The following is a 20017-nucleotide window of genomic DNA, read 5'->3' on the forward strand; positions in this document are numbered from 1 at the left end:
CGTCAGCGGGTGACCTTTCCGGCCCGGTTAAGTTGTGCACAATTGAATTGTGGGCTATGTTTATGTCATGACCGAAGCACCCCGCCTGGACCGGCAAGTATGTTTTGCGCTGTACTCGGCCTCCCGGGCCGCCACCGCCGTCTACCGCCCGGTCCTTGAACAGCTGGGGCTCACCTACCCGCAGTACCTGGTGATGCTGGTGTTGTGGGAAAACGAGCCCCGCGGCGTCAAGGAACTGGGCGGGGAACTCGGACTGGACTCGGGGACTCTCTCGCCCCTCCTCAAGCGGCTGGAAGCACTGGGCTTCGTGGAACGCCGGCGGTCCGGCGAGGATGAACGCCGCGTGGCAATCCATCTGACGCCGGCAGGGCGCGACCTCAGCGGCCCGGCCCGGGCCATTCCGCAGCGGCTGGCTGACGCCGCAGGGCTCTCCCTGGACGAGCTTGAGCAGCTGCGGACCACCCTGGGCAAGCTCACGGCCGCACTGCACCAGTCGCTCTGAGCGGCGGCACACTGCACCACCCCATCTACAGGACGGACATCTTTTCGTGAAGACTCTCTATACCGCTGAGGCGCTTGCCTCGGGTGAAGGCCGTGACGGCGCCGCACGCAGCAACGACGGCAAACTGGCCGTTGACCTCGCCAGCCCCGTGGAGCTGGGCGGCAGCGGCCTCGGCACCAACCCGGAACAGCTTTTCGCCGCCGGGTACGCCGCCTGCTTCCATTCCGCACTGCGCCTGGTGGGCCGCAAGGCAGGCGCCGACCTTACCGATTCGGCCGTGGCGGCGAAAGTACACCTCGGCCAGCTGGACGGCGGAACAGGCTTCGGGCTTGCCGCCGAACTGGAAATCGCCCTGCCGGCGCTGGACCTTTCCACCGCCGAGGAACTGGTAGCCAAGGCGCATGAAGTGTGCCCCTACTCGAACGCCACCCGCGGCAACATCACCGTTGACATCAAGATTTTGGAGTATGCAGCATGAGCACAGCACTTGCCACCAGCACCCGTGAAATCCGGCTGGCCTCGCGCCCGGTAGGCCGTCCCTCAAGCGACAACTTCGAGCTTGCCGAGTCCCCGCTGCCCGCCCTTGAGGACGGCCAGATCCTGGTCCGGAACCTCTTCATGTCGGTTGACCCCTACATGCGGGGCCGGATGAATGACGTGAAGTCCTATTCCGCGCCCTTCGCCGTGGGCAAGGCGCTCGACGGCGGTGCGGCCGGCGAGGTGATCGCGTCCCGTTCGTCGGCACACAAGGAGGGCGACGTCGTCGTGCATTCCCTCGGCTGGCGGGAGTACGCCGTGGTTGACGGCGCTGCCGCCACCCCGGCCCGCACGGACCTGGCCCCGGCCTCCGCCTTCCTTGGCGCCCTGGGCATGACCGGCCTGACCGCTTACTCCGGCCTCTTGAAGGTCGCCGAATTCAAGCCGGGCGACGCCGTGTTCGTCTCCGGTGCCGCCGGTGCCGTGGGCTCCCTGGTGGGCCAGATCGCCAAGGCCATGGGCGCGCCCCGTGTGATCGGCTCCGCCGGTTCGCCCGCCAAAGTAGCGCGGCTCCTCGAACTTGGCTTTGACGCAGCCTTCGACTACCACGATGGTCCCGTGGTGGAGCAGCTGCAGAAGGCCGCCGGCCCCGCCGGCATCGACGTCTACTTCGACAACGTCGGCGGTGAACACCTCGAGGCCGCCCTGTCAGTCCTCAACGTTGGCGGCCGGGTGGCAATGTGCGGTGCCATCGCGCAGTACAACTCCACCGAACCCACCCCGGCACCCCACAACCTGATGCAGGCCATCGGCAAGCAATTGACGCTCCGCGGCTTCCTGGTGGGCGGGCAGCGGCAGCACGCGGCGGAGTTCTCGGAGAAGATGGCCGGCTGGCTGGCTGATGGCACCGTGCGCTACGACGAGACGATCGTGGACGGACTGGAGAACGCGCCGCAGGCCTTCATGGATCTCCTGGACGGTGCGAACACCGGAAAGATGCTGGTCCGGCTGTAGCGGGCAGTTATAACCACAGAACCAAGCAGTAGGGGCGCCTCCTTTTGGAGGCGCCCCTACTGCTTGGTAACAACTTGTAAACAATATCCGGGGTCGGCTCCTGCCGTGCTATGGGGACGTGGCGCAGGCCACTAAAGTGATTGCCATCAGTGCGCTCCGGCGCAGTGCTGCGTGCCTTCAGTGAAAACAGAATTTCAGCGCCGAAACGGACACTCATTGAATTCCGCCCGTAGTGCCACTCGCATCATCCCTGGAGGAAAATTGAAGAAATCACTGCGTGCCGGCTTCAAGCGCGGTTCAATGGCCGGTGTGGCCACCCTCGGTGCGTCCGCCTTGCTGCTCACCGGTTGCGGAGCCGCCCCGTCCGCGTCCGGCCCCTCCGGTTCAGCGACCGCATCGGACTACACCGCCTGCATGGTGTCCGACTCCGGTGGCTTCGACGACAAGTCGTTCAACCAGTCCGGCTACGAGGGACTGCAGAGCGCTGTCAAGGACCTCGGCATCAAGGAAAAGCACGTCCAGTCCAAGGCCGACACCGACTACGACCCCAACCTCCGCTCGATGGTCCAGCAAGACTGCAAGCTCACCGTGACCGTCGGCTTCCTGCTTGGCGACGCCACCAAGTCCATCGCGACGGCAAACCCCAACAGCCACTTCGCCATCATCGACTACAACGACCCCACGTTCCCCAAGAACGTCAAGCCGATCGTCTATGACACGGCCCAGGCGGCCTTCCTGGCCGGCTACCTCGCAGCAGGCACCTCCAAGACCGGGAAGGTCGCAACCTTCGGCGGCATCAACATCCCCACCGTCACCATCTTCATGGACGGCTTCGCCGATGGCGTGAAGTACTACAACGACAAGAAGGGCAAGAGCGTCCAGCTCATCGGCTGGGACAAGGACAAGCAGGACGGCACCTTCGTCGGCGACTTCAAGCAGGTGGACAAGGGCAAGGTCCTGACCCAGGGCTTCCTTGACCAGGGCGCGGACATCGTCCTTCCCGTAGCGGGGCCCGTCGGCAGCGGCGCGGGCAGCGCGATTCTCGACGCCAAATCCAAGGGCAAGGATGCCAAGCTCATCTGGGTTGACTCCGATGGCTACCTGACGGCCCCGGACTACAAGTCCGTAATCCTCTCCTCCGTCCAGAAGACCATGGCCACCGCTGTGGAGACGGTCATCAAGGACGACAAGGACGGCAAGTTCGACGCCTCGCCCTACATCGGAACCCTGGCAAACGGCGGCGTGGCCCTGGCTCCGTTCCACGATCTCGATTCCGCCGTGCCGGCAGACCTGAAGAGCGAACTGGACCAGCTCAAGAAGGACATCATCTCCGGCACCGTCAAGGTCGAGTCGAAGTCCAGCCCCACCAAGTAACAACCGCACCGCGGGGCGCGCTGCCCTTCCGCCGTCACCCGGCCGGAGGGCAGCGCGTTCTGTTTTGCTGGCCCCGCAAGGCAGCCAGCGCCCTGCCGGCGGCCTTTTTTGGCGCCTGCCCGCCCTGCCCAGGAACCACCCGTGACACTAGGCTGGGACTACCCGCTGCCTTGCCGCCGACAGCGCGCCGAAGCAGATCCATACACACACAGATTGGTTGGGGTTTTGAAACTCGAACTGAAGGGGATCACGAAACGATTCGGATCCCTGGTAGCCAATGACCACATCGATTTGGTCGTCGAACCGGGGCAGGTGCACTGCCTCCTGGGAGAGAACGGCGCAGGGAAATCCACCCTGATGAACGTGCTCTACGGCCTGTACGATCCGACCGAAGGCGAAATCCTGGTCGACGGCAAGCCGGTCGTCTTCAAAGACCCCGGCGAGGCCATGGCGGCCGGCATCGGAATGGTCCACCAGCACTTCATGCTCATCCCGGTCTTCAGCGTGGCCGAGAACGTGGCGCTGGGCAACGAGACCACCAAAGCCGCCGGCCTGCTCAACCTGGAAGCCACGCGCGAGAAGATCCGCCGCATCTCCGACCAATACGGGTTCGACGTCGATCCCGACGCCATGGTGGAGGACCTGCCCGTAGGCGTCCAGCAGCGGGTGGAGATCATCAAGGCACTCGTTCGCGACGCCGAGGTGCTGATCCTCGACGAACCCACTGCCGTATTGACGCCGCAGGAGACCGATGAGCTCCTTGAGATCATCCGGCAGCTGAAACGCGACGGTAAGTCGATCGTCTTCATCTCCCACAAACTGCGCGAAGTCAAAGCCATCTCGGACACCATCACGGTCATCCGCCGCGGCAAGGTGGTGGGACAGGCGGACCCCTCAGCATCTCCCACCGAACTGGCGTCCGCCATGGTGGGGCGCTCCGTGAGCCTGACACTGGACAAGGCGCCCGCCAACACCGGTGAGGTGACCTTCAAGGTCCGCAACCTGACCGTGACCGACCACAATGGCCAGCACGTGGTCGATGACCTGTCGTTCGACATCGCCAAGGGCCAAGTGCTCGCCATCGCCGGGGTGCAAGGCAACGGCCAGACGGAGCTGACCGAGGCGATCCTTGGCGTGCAGCCGCACGTGGCCGGGTCCATCACGCTCGGCGGAGAGGAACTGCTGGGCAAGAGCGTCAAGCATGTCCTCGGTGCAGGCGTCGGCTTCGTCCCCGAGGACCGCACCCTGGACGGCCTGGTAGGCACGTTTACCATCTCCGAGAACATGATCCTGGACCTTTACGACAAGGCACCCTTCGCCAGCGGCGTAGGCATGAAGCCGGGCGTCATCGCGGAGAACGCCGCCAGGAAGGTCGAGGAATTCGATGTCCGCACGCCTTCCGTGTCCGCTGCGGTGGGCACCCTCTCCGGTGGCAACCAGCAGAAGGTCGTCCTGGCCCGTGAGCTGTCGCGTCCGTTGCGCCTGTTCATCGCCTCGCAGCCCACGCGCGGGCTCGACGTCGGCTCGATCGAATTCGTCCACAAGCGCGTCATCGCCGAACGCGACCACGGAACGCCCGTCATGATCGTGTCCACGGAACTTGACGAAGTACTGCAGCTGGCAGACCGGATCGCGGTGCTCTACCGCGGCCGGCTGGTGGGAATCGTACCCGCCGGCACGTCCCGCGACGTCCTGGGCCTGATGATGGCCGGTGTGCCGGCCGCAGAAGCCGAAGCCAACGCCTCCGCCCATGCTTCCGGCGCCACGACCCCCGCGACGGTATCGGAGCCTGTCGGCCACGAAGGAGAATCCCATGTCTGAGCAGACAACCCCGGACCCGCAGGCCACAGGCCATGACAGCGCCCCCGGGCCTGCCCCGACCCAGGTGCCAGGCGGCACCTCCTCGGAGGCCGTCGCCTCCGACGTCGCACTGGACACGGCCGGCGGACAGATGCCGCCGTCCGCCGTTCCGGCGGCCACCCAGCTGCCCAGCCGCGACAAGGACGGCGAAGGCTCGGTGCTGCATCAGATCTTCACCGGAAACGCCATGGTCTCGTTCCTCTCCGTGCTGCTGGCCATCGTGCTTGGCGGGATCCTGATGGCAGTGACCAACCCCAAGGTCGCCGTCACCGCCGGCTACTTCTTCGCCCAGCCCGGAGACCTCCTGACCGAGGTCATCCGGCCCTACACCGCCCTCGTGCAGGGGTCCATCTTCAACTGGGCCGGCGCCGACCTGGCCGCCCAGCTGTACCCGATCACCGAGACCCTCACCGTGGCAACCCCGCTGATCTGCGCCGGGCTTGGCGTGGCGCTGGCGTTCCGCGCGGGCCTTTTCAACATCGGTGCCCAAGGGCAGATCATTTTCGGCGCGCTCTTCGGCGCCTACGTCGGCTTCGCCTGGCACCTGCCGATTGGCCTGCACCTGCTGGTCGTCATCCTGGCCGGACTGGTCGGCGGTGCGGTCTGGGGCGGCGTCGTTGGCCTTCTGAAGGCCCGGACCGGGGCGCACGAGGTAATCGTGACCATCATGCTGAACTACATCGCCAACTTCCTGCTGCTGTTCCTGCTCACCACCCCTGCTTTCCAGCGCAAGGGTTCCACCAACCCGATCTCCCCGTTCCTGGACTCCACCGCGCTGTTCCCCGAACTGCTCGGTCCGCAGTTCCGCCTGCACGCGGGCTTCCTGGTCGCGATAGCGGCCACCGCCTTCGTCTGGTGGCTGCTGAACCGGTCCACCATAGGTTTTGAGTTCCGCGCCGTTGGAGCCAACCCCAGCGCAGCCCGCACCGCAGGCATCAACGTTGCCCGCAGCACCATCCTGGTGATGGCGATCGCCGGCGCGCTGGCCGGCCTGGCCGGCGTGGCCCAGGTATCGGGCACGGAGAAATACCTCTCCGGCGGTGTGGCAGCCTCCATCGGTTTTGATGCCATCACCGTCGCACTGCTGGGACGCTCCACGCCGTGGGGAACCTTCTTCGCAGGTCTGCTGTTCGGCGCCTTCCGTGCCGGCGGCGTGGCAATGCAGGCCCAGACACAGACGCCCATCGACATCGTGCTCGTCATCCAGTCCCTGATCGTGCTGTTCATCGCAGCACCGCCGCTGGTCCGTGCGATATTCGGACTCAACCCCCGTAAGAAGAAGACCACCACGAGTGGGACCGCAGGTGCGCGTACCGGCGGCGTAAAGAGCGGAGCGGCAGCATGAGCGCCACCACACAATCTCCCGCCAGCAAACAGCCGGACGCCGGAAAGGCAACCAGGGCTGACCGCGCCGGAGGACAAGCCGGCACGACGGGGCTGGTGAGCTGGAAGGCCGGCGTCGGCCTGGGCCTGCTTGCCATCCTGGGCACCGTGTTGTTCGGGTTCCTGGCCAACACGAAATCTGCCGGGTTCCGGATCGCCGAAGCCCGGGATCCGAACGCCTCCTCCACCGCAGCGTGGATCACGCTGGCCGTGGCGCTGGCGGCCACAGCGTACGTCGGATACCGCTGGATCAGCCACCGGCGCGAGGGGAGGGGAGTGGACCGCTGGATTCCCGCGACCACCATCGCTGCGGTTGTGGTCCTGGGACTGGCCGCCCTGGGCGTCGCCAGGGTGGAAAAGATCACCGTGCCCTCAATGGCACTGGGCTGGACCTGCTCGGTCCTGCTGCTCGCCCTGGCAGGGTACGCCTGCTTCCTGACCGTGCAGCGGCGGCGTACCCCCGGGTGGCTGGGCGGCCTCTTCGCCGTGGTCTTCCTGGTCGGATTCATGATCTGGATCGTCGCCGGCGGCCGCGACCCCGAACCCTCCATCTCCCTTGGCGGCCTGATGGCCGGTGCGGTAACGCTCGCCGTACCCCTGGTGTTCGGCTCACTGTCCGGCGTGCTCTGCGAACGGGCCGGCGTGGTCAACATCGCCATCGAAGGCCAGTTGCTGCTCGGTGCGTTCTCCGCCGCCGTCGTCGCAACCGTGACCGGGAATGTCTATGTGGGGCTCATCTCGGCGGCCGTTGCCGGTGCACTCGTTTCCCTGGTCCTGGCCGTGGTGAGCATCAAGTACCTGGTCAACCAGATCATCGTCGGCGTGGTGCTGAACGTCCTGATCAGCGGCCTCACCAGCTTCCTGTTCTCCACCCTGCTCACGGCGGACCCGGAACACCTCAACAAGCCCGGCCGGCTGCAGGCGGTGGACATCCCGTTCCTGGCCGACATTCCGATCATCGGACCGATCCTCTTCCGCCAGTCCCTGGTGGGCTACCTGATGTACATCGCCGTGATCGTGGTCTATGTCGGGCTGTTCCACACCAAATGGGGCCTGCGCGTGCGCGCCGTCGGCGAACACCCGCAGGCGGCGGACACCGTTGGCATCAACGTCAACCGGACCCGCTTCATCAACGTCCTGATGGGAGGCGCGATCGCCGGGATCGGCGGCTCGTTCTTCACCCTGGTATCCGTGGATGCGTTCAGCAAGGACATGTCCGGCGGCCGCGGCTACATCGCCCTGGCCGCCATGATCTTCGGCCGGTGGAATCCCATTGGGGCCTTCCTCGCCGCCTTGCTGTTCGGGTTCGCCGACAACCTGCAGAGCATCATCACCATCATCGGTTCACCGGTGCCCAGCCAGTTCATGGCGATGCTGCCCTATGCCCTGACCGTCATCGCCGTGGCAGGACTGGTGGGCCGGTCCCGGCCGCCCGCGGCCGACGGCATACCGTACGTCAAGGGGTGACGGGCATGACCGGAACCCCCGACGTCGAGCCCGTGGACCTCAGCGCCGCGGTCGATTGGGCCGCCCTGGAAGCTGCCGCCATCGCTGCCATGAAAAACGCTTACGCGCCGTATTCCAAATTCAAGGTGGGGGCGGCCGCCCTCACCACGGACGGCCGGATCGTCAGTGGCTGCAACGTGGAGAACGCCAGCTACGGGCTCACCCTGTGCGCCGAGTGCGCCTTGGTGGGGAACCTGCACATGACCGGCGGCGGCACGTTGCGCGCCTTCTACTGCGTCGACGCCGACGGCACGGTCCTGATGCCGTGCGGCCGCTGCCGGCAGCTGCTTTACGAATTCCGGGCCCCGGACATGGAGCTCATGACCACCCAAGGCATCAGGACGATGGACCAGGTGCTGCCAGACGCATTTGGTCCCCAACATCTGGAGGAGACCCGGTGACCCAAACCACCAGCAACCCCGAGGCATTCGATGCCGTGGACATCATCCGCATCAAGCGGGACAAAGGCACCCTGAGCCCCGAACAGATCGACTGGACCATTGACGCGTATACGCGGGGGGCCATTGCCGACGAACAGATGGCCGCCCTGAACATGGCCATCCTGCTCAACGGCATGGACCGGGCGGAAATTGCCCGCTGGACCGCGGCCATGATTGCGTCCGGGGAGCGAATGGACTTCTCCAGCCTCCGGCGTCCCGACGGTGGCCTGAAGTACACCACTGACAAGCACTCCACCGGCGGGGTGGGGGACAAGATCACCTTGCCGCTGGCCCCCCTCGTGGCAGTGTTCGGCGTGGCCGTCCCGCAGCTTTCCGGCCGCGGCCTGGGCCACACGGGCGGCACCCTGGACAAGCTCGAGTCGATTCCCGGTTGGCGGGCAAACCTGACCAACGGCGAGATCCTGGCCCAGCTCCAGGACGTTGGGGCGGTCATCTGCGCGGCCGGTGCGGGCCTGGCCCCGGCGGACAAGAAGCTTTATGCCCTGCGTGACGTGACCGGCACGGTGGAAGCCATCCCGCTCATCGCCTCGTCCATCATGAGCAAGAAGATCGCCGAGGGTACCGGCTCGCTGGTCCTGGACGTCAAGGTGGGCAGCGGAGCGTTCATGAAGGATGAGGCCCGGGCCCGGGAACTGGCCGAGACCATGGTTGCCCTGGGCAAGGATGCCGGCGTCAACACGGTGGCGCTGCTGACCAATATGAACACGCCGCTGGGCCTCACGGCGGGCAACGCGATCGAAGTGGAGGAGTCCGTGGAGGTCCTCGCCGGCGGAGGCCCGGAAGACGTGGTTGAGTTGACCGTCCGGCTCGCCGAAGAGATGCTCGCCGCTGCCGGAGTGCACGACGCCGACCCCGCCGCCGCGCTCAAGGACGGCCGCGCCATGGACGTCTGGAACCGGATGATCTCCGCCCAGGGAGGCGATCCCCATGCCGCCCTGCCCGTGGCCAGGGAATCCGACGTCGTCTATGCCCCCGCCGACGGGGTTCTGGTGGAACTCGACGCCCTCGCTGTCGGGGTGGCCGCCTGGCGGCTGGGGGCCGGCCGTGCCCGCAAGGAGGATGCCGTCCAGGCAGGTGCCGGGGTACGGATGCACGCCAAACCGGGCGCCACCGTCCGGGCCGGGGAGCCCCTGATGACCTTGCTCACCGATACGCCGGACCGCTTGGCCCGTGCCCGGGAAGCACTCGAACACGCAGTGGTCATCGCTCCGGATGGTTCGCGGCCTGCCCAGCAGCTGATCATCGACCGCATAGCATAGGGACCAATGCAGGCCATCAACGATTTCATCCTCGCCGCCGCCGGACAGCCCTGGGTGCTGGTCCTGGTGCTGGTGTGCTGCATCATTGACGGCTTCTTCCCGCCCGTGCCCAGCGAATCCGTGGTGGTGGGCCTCGCCGCCGTCGCCGCCACCGCGGATGTACCCAACCCACTGCTCCTGGCGGGGGTGGCCGCCGCGGGCGCCTTCGTGGGCGACAACATTGCCTACCTCCTGGGCCGGCGGGTGGGTACCACCCGCTGGTCCTGGATGCGCGGACCGCGGATGCAGGCCGCTTTCCGGTGGGCAGGCCGGGAACTGCGCAAGCGGCCGGCGTCCCTGATCCTGGTGGCCCGGTTCGTTCCGATCGGCCGGGTGGCGGTCAACCTGACCGCTGGCGTGACGCACTATGCGCATCTGCGGTTCGTTGGCCTGACCATCCTCTCGGCCAGCCTGTGGGCCGGATACTCCGTAACGATCGGGCTGTTTTTCGGCCAATGGTTCGAGAACAACCACGTCCTGGGCGCTGCGATTGCCATCGTTTGTGCCGTCGCCCTGGGCATCGTGGTGGACCTGGTCATCAACAGATTGCGGGGGAAACCCAACGTGGTGGAACGGATCCGGGAACCCGGGACCTGAGCCCTGCGTTTAACGGGATAATTCCGGGCCCCGGGGCGTAGCGGACTGCGTCCCCGGCATGGGACACTTAGGAACGATTTCCGCTTTGGCTGCGGCGCTTCGGCTGTGCCATTTTTTTACAGGAGCAACACCGCGTGGAGTTTATTAATGAGGCCGTGCTCCATGCAGCGGGCCAGTGGTGGATCTACCCTGTGCTGCTGGTGTTCTTCTTCGTGGACGGCTTCGCCATGGTGGTCCCCAGTGAGACCCTCATCGTGGCCTTGGCGGCTTTCTCGCGGCACAGCGGCGAACCCAACCTCTGGATCCTTGGCCTGACGGCCCTGATCGGCGCGATCTGTGGCGACAACATGGCCTACATACTCGGGCGGAAGATCGGACTGGACCGGTGGGCGTGGATGCGGCGGCCCAAAGTCCGCAAGGTCTTCGCCTGGGCCCGCTACGAGCTTGAGAAGCGCGGAGCCGTCCTCATCTTCACCGCCCGCTACATCCCCTGGGGCCGGGTGGCCGTCAACTATGTGGCCGGCAGTACCGGGTTCTCGCACCGCAGGTTCTTCGTCTTCGATGCCTTTGCCTGTTTGACGTGGGTCGGCTACTCCCTGGGCATCGGGCTTCTGGCCAGCTCGTTCCCTTGGCTGCACCACAACCCGCTCCTGAGCGCCGGCATCGCCGTCGTGTTCGCGATTGTCCTGGGCGTCGTCATCGACCACGCCTTGCGCTGGTGGCACAAACGGCTGGGACGGCACGATGAGTCCGAGGACGAAGCCGGGGCGGACGGATGGGCCGAAACCCCCTCCGGCCAGGAAGCGCGGCCCGGCACCCGGCCCCTCACGGTGCCATCAGCGGATGCGGGTCCGGCAGCCAAGTAGCGGCTGGCTTTGAACCCCGCCCCACCCTAAGGTGGGAACGTGACTGAGCCCATTCTTGACGCTGCCCCTGCCATTGATTTCGACCTGAAGAGCCTGCCCAAGGTCTCCCTTCACGACCATTTGGACGGGGGACTCCGTCCGGCCACCATCATCGAACTGGCCGAAGCCGTGGGGCACACCCTCCCTTCGACGGACCCGGTCGCCCTGGGGGAGTGGTTCCGCGAATCCGCCGACTCCGGATCGCTGGTCCGCTACCTGGAAACCTTCGACCACACGGTAGCCGTCATGCAGACCTATGACGGACTGTTCCGCGTGGCCAAGGAGTTCGTCGAAGACCTGGCGGATGACGGCGTGGTGTACGGCGAGGTCCGCTGGGCACCCGAGCAGCACCTGCAGAAGGGGCTCAGCCTGGATGAAGCCGTCGAAGCGGTCCAGGACGGCCTGGAAGCGGGCGTCGAAGCCGTGTCGGAGACCGGCCGCGAGATCCAGGTGGGCCAGCTGATCACCGCCATGCGGCACGCCGATCGCGGCCAAGAGATTGCCGAACTCGCCGTGCGCCACCGCAACCAGGGCGCAGTGGGCTTTGACATCGCGGGTGCTGAGGACGGCTTCCTGCCCAGCCGTTTCAAGGACGCCTTCACTTACCTGGCCCAGCACAACTTCCCCGCCACCGTGCATGCCGGCGAGGCTGCGGGGCTGGAAAGCATCCAGTCCGCGCTGGTGGACGGCCGGGCCCTCCGCCTGGGACACGGCGTCCGGATCGCCGAGGACATCATGGTGGAATTTGACGACGACGACGAGGCCGGCGACACCGTTGGCCTGGTCACCCTGGGCGACCTCTCCAGCTGGGTCCGCGACCGTGGCATCGCCCTGGAAATCTGCCCGTCCTCCAACCTGCAGACCGGGGCCATCGCAGGATTTGGCGAGGGCATCGAGAGCCACCCGCTGGACATGCTCTACCAGCTGGGCTTCAACGTCACCATCAACACCGACAACCGCCTGATGAGCGGCGTCACCCTGACCGACGAGTTCAACCTGCTGGTGGAGACGTTCGACTACGACCTCGACGACTTGCTGGAACTGACCTTGAACGCCGCCGAGGCATCCTTCTTGCCCCTGGAGGAAAAGGAAGCACTGGTGGAGTACATCAACGACGCCTACGCCAACCTTGGCTGACCAGCATCCTCCTGCCGGCAGCTCCGCCACCGCGGAGCTGCTGGCGACGATTGCGCAGCTGCGCGAGCATTGCCCGTGGATGGGTGCACTGACGCACGCCTCGCTGGTGGAATACCTCCTGGAGGAGGCCTACGAGGTTGCGGAGACCATCGAGGAGGGCCACCCCGACGCCGAACTCCGGGGCGAGCTCGGTGACGTGCTGCTCCAAGTGGTGCTGCACGCCCGCCTCGCCGAGGAACGCGGAGCGTTCACGTTCGACGACGTCGCGCAGGGCTTGACTGCCAAAATGGTCCGCCGGAACCCGCACGTCTTCCGGCCCGACGGTTCCCTGCAGGACACCTTCCCCGCCACGGTGGTGGAGATCGAGCAAAAATGGGACGCCGTCAAACGTGCCGAAAAACCGGAACGGCAGGACCCTTTTGAGGGGATTCCGCAGGAGCTCCCGGCGCTGGCCAAGGCGCAAAAATCGCTGGACCGCTCAGCACGCGCCGGCCTCGCTCTCCCCTCCGGGGCGCCCGTCCCCGAAAACGAGGAAGAACTTGGAACCCTGCTGCTCGCCGTCGTGCGGTCCGCCCGGGACCGCGGCATGGACGCCGAGCGTGCCCTCCGTACCGCAGTACGCCGCTACCACAGGGACCAAGCGGCATCATGACGTCCGGACCTTGACCGGTTTGAGTAACCCGGAGCACTCTCGACTAGGCTGGTCCCTGACGAGTACGTCGAGTTTTCTGCCTGATTCCCCCCGTTAATCGCCCATAAGGAGCAAATTCATGGCGCTTATCGATGCCATCCACGCACGCGAGATCCTTGATTCCCGCGGCAACCCCACCGTTGAAGTTGAAGTCCTGCTGTCGGACGGCCAGATCGGCCGCGCCGCAGTTCCCTCCGGTGCCTCCACCGGTGAGCACGAAGCCGTTGAACTGCGCGACGGCGACAAGGGACGCTACCTCGGCAAGGGCGTGCAGAAGGCCGTAGACGCCGTGATCGACCAGATCGCCCCCGCCCTGACCGGCTTCGACGCCACGGACCAGCGCAGCATCGACCAGGCCATGCTGGACCTGGACGGCACCCCCAACAAGGGCAAGCTGGGCGCCAACGCCATCCTGGGCGTCTCCCTGGCTGTCGCCAACGCTGCTGCTGCGTCCGCTGACCTGCCGCTCTACAAGTACCTGGGCGGTCCGAACGCCCACGTCCTGCCCGTGCCGCTGATGAACATCCTCAACGGTGGATCCCACGCCGACTCCGATGTCGACATCCAGGAATTCATGATCGTCCCCATCGGCGCCGAAACCTTCTCCGAGGGCCTGCGCTGGGGCGTTGAGGTCTACCACAACCTCAAGTCCGTGCTGCAGCAGAAGGGCCTGTCCACCGGCCTCGGCGACGAGGGCGGCTTCGCCCCGAACCTGCCGTCCAACCGCGCTGCGCTTGACCTGATCCAGGAAGCCATCAAGAACGCCGGCTACACTCCGGGCAAGGACATCGCCCTGGCACTGGACGTCGCATCCTCCGAGTTCTTCAAGGACGGCGCCTACCAGTTCGAAGGCAAAGCCCTTTCTGCCAGCGAGATGAGCGCCTACTACGCAGAGCTCGTTGCCGACTACCCGCTGGTTTCCATCGAGGACCCGCTGGACGAGAACGACTGGGAAGGCTGGAAGACCCTCACCGACACCATCGGCGACAAGGTCCAGCTGGTGGGCGATGACCTCTTCGTCACCAACCCGTCCATCCTGCAGCGCGGCATCGACACCAAGACCGCCAACTCCCTGCTGGTCAAGGTCAACCAGATCGGTTCCCTGACCGAGACCCTGGACGCCGTCAGCCTGGCCCAGCGTGCCGGCTACACCACCATCACCTCGCACCGCTCCGGCGAGACCGAGGACACCACCATCGCCGACATCGCGGTGGCCACCAACGCCGGCCAGATCAAGACCGGCGCACCTGCCCGCTCCGAGCGCGTTGCCAAGTACAACCAGCTGCTGCGCATCGAAGAGGAACTCGACGACGCCGCACGCTACGCCGGCCGCAGCGCTTTCCCGCGTTTCAAGGGCTAGTAACCGGCTAAACCCCTCGGCGGTGGCTATGGTTGGAAGACCATAGCCACCGCTGTTGTTTTCCGCAGCAATGGTCCCAGCAGTGTTTGTCCAGCACAGATAGTGGCGGCCCAGGGAGGCTGCGTTTCAGGAGTGTCATGGCTACCCGCCGCCCCAAAGTTCCCAAGGTCGCCCCCGCCCGTCCGGCAAAGGATACGGACGACGACGGTTCCTCCGGCGGTGCCGAGGTAATCCGGGCGGATTTCCGCCCGGCCAAGGGCCCGGCGTCGAAGGGCAGCGCAGCTTCCCCGGACGCTGCGCCGTCCGGACAGAACCACGGGCGCGGTCCTGCGGAGCGGACCAAGGCCGGGAAAGCCGGGGAGGGGAGCAAGCCCAAACCGGCTGCCGGACGCAAGGGCGGCAGCCCCGTGGACGCCGACCGAACCCCCGAAGAGGACCAGCACCCCGTCCCCGCGAAGGCCTTCTCCGGCCGCATGCTCGCCCTGGCCGTGGTGATGGTGGCCATCACCATCATGCTGGCGCCCACCGTGAAGATCTTCTTCGACAAAAAGGCCGAAATCGACTCGCTGAATGCCGATATCGCCGCCCGTCAGGCCGAGGGAGACGCCCTCCGGCAGCAGGTGTCGAGGTGGCAGGACCCCAACTACGTCAAGCAGCAGGCCCGCGACCGCATTAACATGGTTATGCCGGGCGAAACCGGCTACTGGGTTTTTGGCAGCGATGAGCCGGCCGGAGAAAGCAGTAGCCCCGCCGGCGCAACAGCACAAGACCCCGCCGATCTGCCGTGGGTGGATTCCCTGTGGGAGTCCATCAGGCGCGCGGCCACAGACTGAACCGCACAGGAAGGACGGCCCGCGACAATGGAACACAGCACGGCAGCCGCCCGGGACGAATCCCGCCAACCGACAGCACACGACCTTGACGTACTGAGCAGGCAGCTGGGACGTCCTGTCCGCGACGTCGTGGAAATTCCGGCGCGGTGCGTCTGCGGCAACCCGCTCGTCGCCGCCACCGCTCCCCGGCTCAGCAACGGAACCCCGTTCCCCACCACTTTCTACCTGACGCACCCGGTGATCACCTCCGCGGTTTCCAGGCTGGAAGCCGCAGGCGTCATGAATGAGATGAATGACCAGCTCGCGGGGGACCCCGGACTGGCCGCGGCCTACGCCTCGGCCCACGAAGAATACCTCGCCGCCCGGAATGCGATCGGCGAGCGTTCCGGCATCGGCCCGGTACCGGAAATCGCCGGCGTCTCCGCCGGCGGGATGCCCACCCGCGTCAAGTGCCTGCACGTCCTGGTGGGCCACTCCCTGGCGTCCGGTCCGGGCGTTAACCCGCTGGGGGACCAGGCCCTTGGAATGATCAGCGAGTGGTGGACGGCGGACAGGTGCTACTGCGACGGCGCCTGGGACACCACCGGGGAAGCGCCGTCCCGGGACCTCAGCCGCCACGGCCCCCAAGGCCTGCCGGACATCGTCGGCCGCCCCGCCCCTGTGCGAAAGCCTGCCCGCGACGCCGGGGTGGCGGAATGACGCGCGTCGCCGCCATCGACTGCGGCACCAACTCCATCCGGCTCCTGATCGCGGACATCGACCGCAGCAACGGCGGTGCGGCCTTGGCCGACGTCGTCCGGGAAATGCGCGTTGTCCGGCTGGGCCAAGGGGTGGACGCCACCGGCGAACTCGCTCCCGAAGCGCTGGAACGCACTTTTGCGGCAGCCGCCGATTATGCCCGCCTGATCCGTAAACACGGTGCGGAGCGGACCCGGTTCGTGGCGACGTCGGCAAGCCGCGACGCACGCAACCGGGACGTCTTCGTGGACGGAATCCGGGAACTGTTGGGCGTCGAACCGGAGGTCATTTCCGGCGACGAGGAAGCTGCACTGTCCTTCGCCGGAGCCAGCAGCGTGCTGCCCATCCTCGACGGCCATGAAGTACTCGTGGTGGACCTCGGCGGCGGAAGCACCGAATTTGTCCTCGGTACCGCCTCGGGGGTCACAGCCGGCAAATCCGTGGACATCGGCTGTGTTCGCCTCACCGAACGGCACCTGCGCAACGATCCGCCCACTGCCGAACAAATCGCTGACGCAGAAGCTGACGTGGACGCAGCCCTGGCCAGCGCCGGCCGTGATGTGCCCCTGGAACGCGCCACCGCCGTCGTCGGCGTTGCCGGGTCCGTCACCACCATCACGGCGCACGCCCTCCGACTTCCCGAATACTCGCCGGACGCCATCCACGGCGCTGAGCTGCCCATCGAGGACGTCAGGGCCGCCGCCGGCGACCTGCTCGCCATGACCCGGGCAGACCGCGCTGCCCTGCCGTACATGCACCCGGGACGGGTGGACGTCATCGGCGCCGGGGGACTGGTGTGGCGCCGCATCCTGGAACGGATGGGCACGCTGACCGGCGGCAGGATCACCTCCGCCACCGCGAGCGAGCACGACATCCTTGACGGCATCGCCCTGAGCATCGGCTAGTCCCATGCAGCCCACCCCAGCTCCGACCCAGCCCGCGCGCCGGGCCGCCGCGGCCCTCATTGCTGTCCTGCTGGCAGCGTGCTGCGTCTGCGCCGGCCTCTTTACCGCCCCCGCAGCCACGGCCGACGATTGGCGCGACAAAGAGTACTGGCTGGCAGACTCCGGCATCACCAAGGCCTGGGAGGTATCCAAGGGCGCCGGCGTCAAGGTAGCCGTCATCGACAGCGGAATTGACGCCCAGCACCCCGACCTCAAAGGTGCAGTCACCGGCGGGTATGACGCGTCCGGCTCAGGCCAGCCGGACGGCCAGAAAAGCGTCGGCTCCAAGCCTGAACACGGCACGCTGGTGGCCACCATGCTGGCAGGCCGCGGGCACCAGCCGGCCAGTGCCTCACCCAGCCCCAGCCCCGCGGCCACGCCGCCGGACGGCATCATAGGCGTTGCGCCGGAAGCGCAACTCCTTTCCGTTTCCACCTGGTTGGGTTCGCCGAACCCCTCCGGCAAGAGCGACCAGGACCAGATTCCCGAAGCCGTCCGCTGGGCAGTGGACAACGGCGCCAAGGTGATCAACATTTCGCTCGGCAGCACAACACCCCAGTGGCCCCAAAGTTGGGACGCGGCATTCCTGTACGCCGAACAAAAAGACGTGGTCATCGTGGCCGCCGCCGGCAACCGGGTGGGCGGCAATACCCAGGTGGGCGCCCCCGCAACCATCCCGGGAGTCCTCACTGTGGCTGGCCTGGACCGGAAGAACACGGCCAGCGTGGACGCTTCCTCGCAGGGGATCAGCATCGGTGTGGCGGCGCCGGCGGAGAACCTGGTGGGCGGACTGCCCGGTGGGAGCTACGCGGAGTGGGCCGGAACGTCCGGTTCCACGCCCATCGTTGCCGGAGTGGCCGCCCTGATCCGGTCCAAGTGGCCGGACATGAGTGCCGAGCAGGTTATCAACAGGATTATCTCAACAGCGAAGGATGCAGGGGCGCCCGGCAAGGACCCCCTGTACGGCTACGGCATCCTCAACGCGGAGGCGGCGCTGAAGGCCGATGTCCCGGAAGTGTCGGTGAACCCGTTGGGCACCATCGCAGAATGGATCCGGGTCCACCGGCGCGGCAACGCAGCACCGGCAACACCGGTTCCCTCCGCCACCCCGGTGCCCAGCGCGGCACCAACGCTGCCGGAGGCAACCGTCCCTGCCGCCAAGGCTCCCTCCCAGCGCGACAGTGCCATCGGCGCCGCCGTCGTGATTGGCTTTGCCGTCCTCTTCCTGGCAATCATCGCGGCGGCCGCCTTCCAACTCAGGAGGGCCTACCGCAACCCGGCCCTGGCCCGGGAAGACCCCGATACCGGGGTGGTGGAGAGGGTCAAAATGCCCCGGGAATCCCACGTTACGGACCAGCGACCAAGTTAGTGAAGATTTTCACAAACTGCGCTATCCTTAAACTATGGCAACCACCCCACAGCTCCAGGACCGTCCCAGGGTACTCGTCGTCGGCGGCGGGTACGTCGGCCTCTACGTAGCACTGAAACTGCAGAAGAAGATCGCGAATGCCGGTGGCATCGTCACTGTCGTTGATCCCCTGCCCTACATGACTTACCAGCCCTTCCTTCCCGAGGTGGCCGGCGGCAACATCGAAGCCCGGCACGCGGTGGTGTCCCACCGCCAGCACCTCAAGCAGACCGAACTTATCCAGGGCCGCGTCACCTCGATCGACCACGTCAACCGGACGGCTGTGGTGGCACCCTCTGACGGCGGCGAGAACTTTGAGGTTCCCTACTTCGACGTCGTCCTGGCAGCCGGCGCGATCACCCGCACGTTCCCCATCAAGGGCCTTGCGGACAAGGGCATCGGCCTGAAGACCATCGAAGAAGCCGTTGCCCTGCGCAACAAGCTGCTGGAGCGCATCGAAGTTGCCTCCACCATGACGGACCCGGCTGCACGCGCCAAGGCCCTCACCTTCGTGGTGGTCGGCGGCGGCTTCGCGGGCATCGAGTGCATCACCGAAATGGAAGACCTCGCCCGCGCCGCCGTGCGCAACAACCCGCGCGTCAAGCAGGAGGAAGTCCGCTTCGTCCTGGTTGAAGCCATGGGCCGCATCATGCCCGAGGTCACCGCCAAGCAGGCCGACTGGGTGGTGGAGCACCTCCGCAGCCGTGGGATCGAGGTCCTGCTGAACACGTCGCTGGACAGCGCCGAGGGCAGCCTGAAGCTCATCAACCTGCCGGACAAGACCCCCGCACAGGAATTCGAAGCCGACACCCTCGTCTGGACTGCAGGTGTGCAGGCGAACCCCATGGTCCGTTCCACCGACTTCCCGCTTGAGCCGCGCGGCCGCGTCCGCGTCCTGCCGGACCTGCGCATCGCCGGCGACGAAGGCATTGTCGAGAACGCCTGGGCCGCCGGCGACATCGCCGCTGTTCCGGACCTCACCGGCAAGGGCCTCCCGGACGGCACCTGCGTCCCGAACGCCCAGCACGCCCTCCGCCAGGCCAAGCGCCTCGCCAAGAACCTCTGGGCATCGCGCTGGGAAAAGCCGCTGGGGGACTACAAGCACAAGAACCTCGGTGCTGTGGCCGGCTTCGGCGAATGGAAGGGTGTTGCCAACATCAATCTCCTGGGCCGGATCGGTCTCAAGGGCGGTCTCGCCTGGCTGGCACACCGCGGTTACCACGGCATGGCCATGCCCACTGTCGAACGCAAGTTCCGCGTCATCCTGAACTGGATCATCAGCTTCTTCGCCGGCCGCGACACCACGCAGTTGCTGGACCTGGACAACCCGCGCGGCGCCTTCGTCGCGGCCGCCACCCCGGCTCCCAAGCCTGCGGCGGCGCCCGCAGCCGTTCCGGCCGCCGGCTCCACGGCCACGCCCGCTCCCAAGGAAACGGTGGCGGCCAACGCCAAGTAGGGCGTCCACAACCGCTTCAGCGCGTCCGACGGCGGCTGTCCCCGGCAAGGGGACGGCCGCCGTCGGCGTTTCC

General features: G+C 66.5%; 19 protein-coding genes. All 19 read left to right on the top strand.

Translation table 11 applies throughout. From position 1 onward, the window contains the following. Positions 1-67 precede the first annotated feature (67 nt). The 19 genes from QRN53_RS15855 (at position 68) to QRN53_RS15945 (ending at position 19944) form a co-directional block, all read left to right on the top strand. Entirely contained in the window at positions 68-502 is a 435-nt protein-coding gene (locus QRN53_RS15855) for a MarR family winged helix-turn-helix transcriptional regulator (RefSeq protein ID WP_285244798.1), read from the top strand. Positions 503-548: 46 nt separating this feature from the next. Continuing rightward, a complete protein-coding gene (locus QRN53_RS15860) occupies positions 549-980 on the top strand; it encodes an organic hydroperoxide resistance protein (protein ID WP_285244799.1) in 432 nt (143 codons plus the stop codon). Continuing rightward, a complete protein-coding gene (locus tag QRN53_RS15865; RefSeq protein ID WP_285244800.1) occupies positions 977-1993 on the top strand; it encodes an NADP-dependent oxidoreductase in 1017 nt (338 codons plus the stop codon). The genes QRN53_RS15860 and QRN53_RS15865 overlap by 4 nt, the downstream gene beginning before the upstream one ends. 261 nt (positions 1994-2254) lie before the next feature. Further along, a complete protein-coding gene (locus QRN53_RS15870) occupies positions 2255-3367 on the top strand; it encodes a BMP family lipoprotein (RefSeq protein WP_285244801.1) in 1113 nt (370 codons plus the stop codon). A gap of 225 nt (positions 3368-3592) precedes the next feature. Next, a complete protein-coding gene (locus tag QRN53_RS15875; RefSeq protein ID WP_285244802.1) occupies positions 3593-5188 on the top strand; it encodes an ABC transporter ATP-binding protein in 1596 nt (531 codons plus the stop codon). After that, positions 5181-6572 (top strand): ABC transporter permease, encoded by a 1392-nt coding sequence (locus QRN53_RS15880; RefSeq protein ID WP_285244803.1) that lies wholly within the window; start codon positions 5181-5183, stop codon positions 6570-6572. Before QRN53_RS15875 ends, QRN53_RS15880 begins: the two co-directional genes overlap by 8 nt. Continuing rightward, positions 6569-8077, top strand: coding sequence for an ABC transporter permease (locus tag QRN53_RS15885; protein WP_285244804.1), 1509 nt, complete (start codon positions 6569-6571; stop codon positions 8075-8077). Before QRN53_RS15880 ends, QRN53_RS15885 begins: the two co-directional genes overlap by 4 nt. A 5-nt stretch (positions 8078-8082) precedes the next feature. Further along, on the top strand, positions 8083-8517 hold the full coding sequence (locus QRN53_RS15890) for a cytidine deaminase (protein WP_285244805.1): 435 nt from the start codon (positions 8083-8085) through the stop codon (positions 8515-8517). Then, positions 8514-9836, top strand: coding sequence for a thymidine phosphorylase (locus QRN53_RS15895; RefSeq protein WP_285244806.1), 1323 nt, complete (start codon positions 8514-8516; stop codon positions 9834-9836). Before QRN53_RS15890 ends, QRN53_RS15895 begins: the two co-directional genes overlap by 4 nt. Before the next feature lie 6 nt (positions 9837-9842). Next, positions 9843-10472, top strand: coding sequence for a DedA family protein (locus QRN53_RS15900; RefSeq protein ID WP_285244807.1), 630 nt, complete (start codon positions 9843-9845; stop codon positions 10470-10472). 134 nt (positions 10473-10606) lie between these two features. Then, a complete protein-coding gene (locus QRN53_RS15905) occupies positions 10607-11338 on the top strand; it encodes a DedA family protein (protein WP_285244808.1) in 732 nt (243 codons plus the stop codon). 39 nt (positions 11339-11377) lie between these two features. Next, positions 11378-12514, top strand: a complete 1137-nt coding sequence (locus QRN53_RS15910; RefSeq protein WP_285244809.1) for an adenosine deaminase — start codon at positions 11378-11380, stop codon at positions 12512-12514. Positions 12515-12593: 79 nt separating this feature from the next. Then, positions 12594-13166 (top strand): MazG nucleotide pyrophosphohydrolase domain-containing protein, encoded by a 573-nt coding sequence (locus QRN53_RS15915; protein WP_285244843.1) that lies wholly within the window; start codon positions 12594-12596, stop codon positions 13164-13166. Positions 13167-13284: 118 nt separating this feature from the next. After that, positions 13285-14565, top strand: a complete 1281-nt coding sequence (gene eno / locus QRN53_RS15920; RefSeq protein WP_285244810.1) for a phosphopyruvate hydratase — start codon at positions 13285-13287, stop codon at positions 14563-14565. A gap of 137 nt (positions 14566-14702) precedes the next feature. Further along, on the top strand, positions 14703-15398 hold the full coding sequence (locus QRN53_RS15925; protein WP_285244811.1) for an FtsB family cell division protein: 696 nt from the start codon (positions 14703-14705) through the stop codon (positions 15396-15398). Positions 15399-15425: 27 nt separating this feature from the next. Further along, positions 15426-16097 (top strand): DUF501 domain-containing protein, encoded by a 672-nt coding sequence (locus tag QRN53_RS15930; RefSeq protein ID WP_285244812.1) that lies wholly within the window; start codon positions 15426-15428, stop codon positions 16095-16097. Further along, positions 16094-17041, top strand: coding sequence for a Ppx/GppA phosphatase family protein (locus tag QRN53_RS15935; RefSeq protein WP_285244813.1), 948 nt, complete (start codon positions 16094-16096; stop codon positions 17039-17041). Before QRN53_RS15930 ends, QRN53_RS15935 begins: the two co-directional genes overlap by 4 nt. Positions 17042-17045: 4 nt before the next feature. After that, positions 17046-18449, top strand: a complete 1404-nt coding sequence (locus QRN53_RS15940) for a S8 family serine peptidase (protein WP_285244814.1) — start codon at positions 17046-17048, stop codon at positions 18447-18449. 34 nt (positions 18450-18483) lie between these two features. After that, on the top strand, positions 18484-19944 hold the full coding sequence (locus QRN53_RS15945; protein WP_285244815.1) for an NAD(P)/FAD-dependent oxidoreductase: 1461 nt from the start codon (positions 18484-18486) through the stop codon (positions 19942-19944). Positions 19945-20017: the final 73 nt, after the last annotated feature.

The organism is Pseudarthrobacter sp. fls2-241-R2A-127, from assembly GCF_030209355.1.
In the GTDB taxonomy this organism is placed as follows: Bacteria; Actinomycetota; Actinomycetes; order Actinomycetales; family Micrococcaceae; genus Arthrobacter.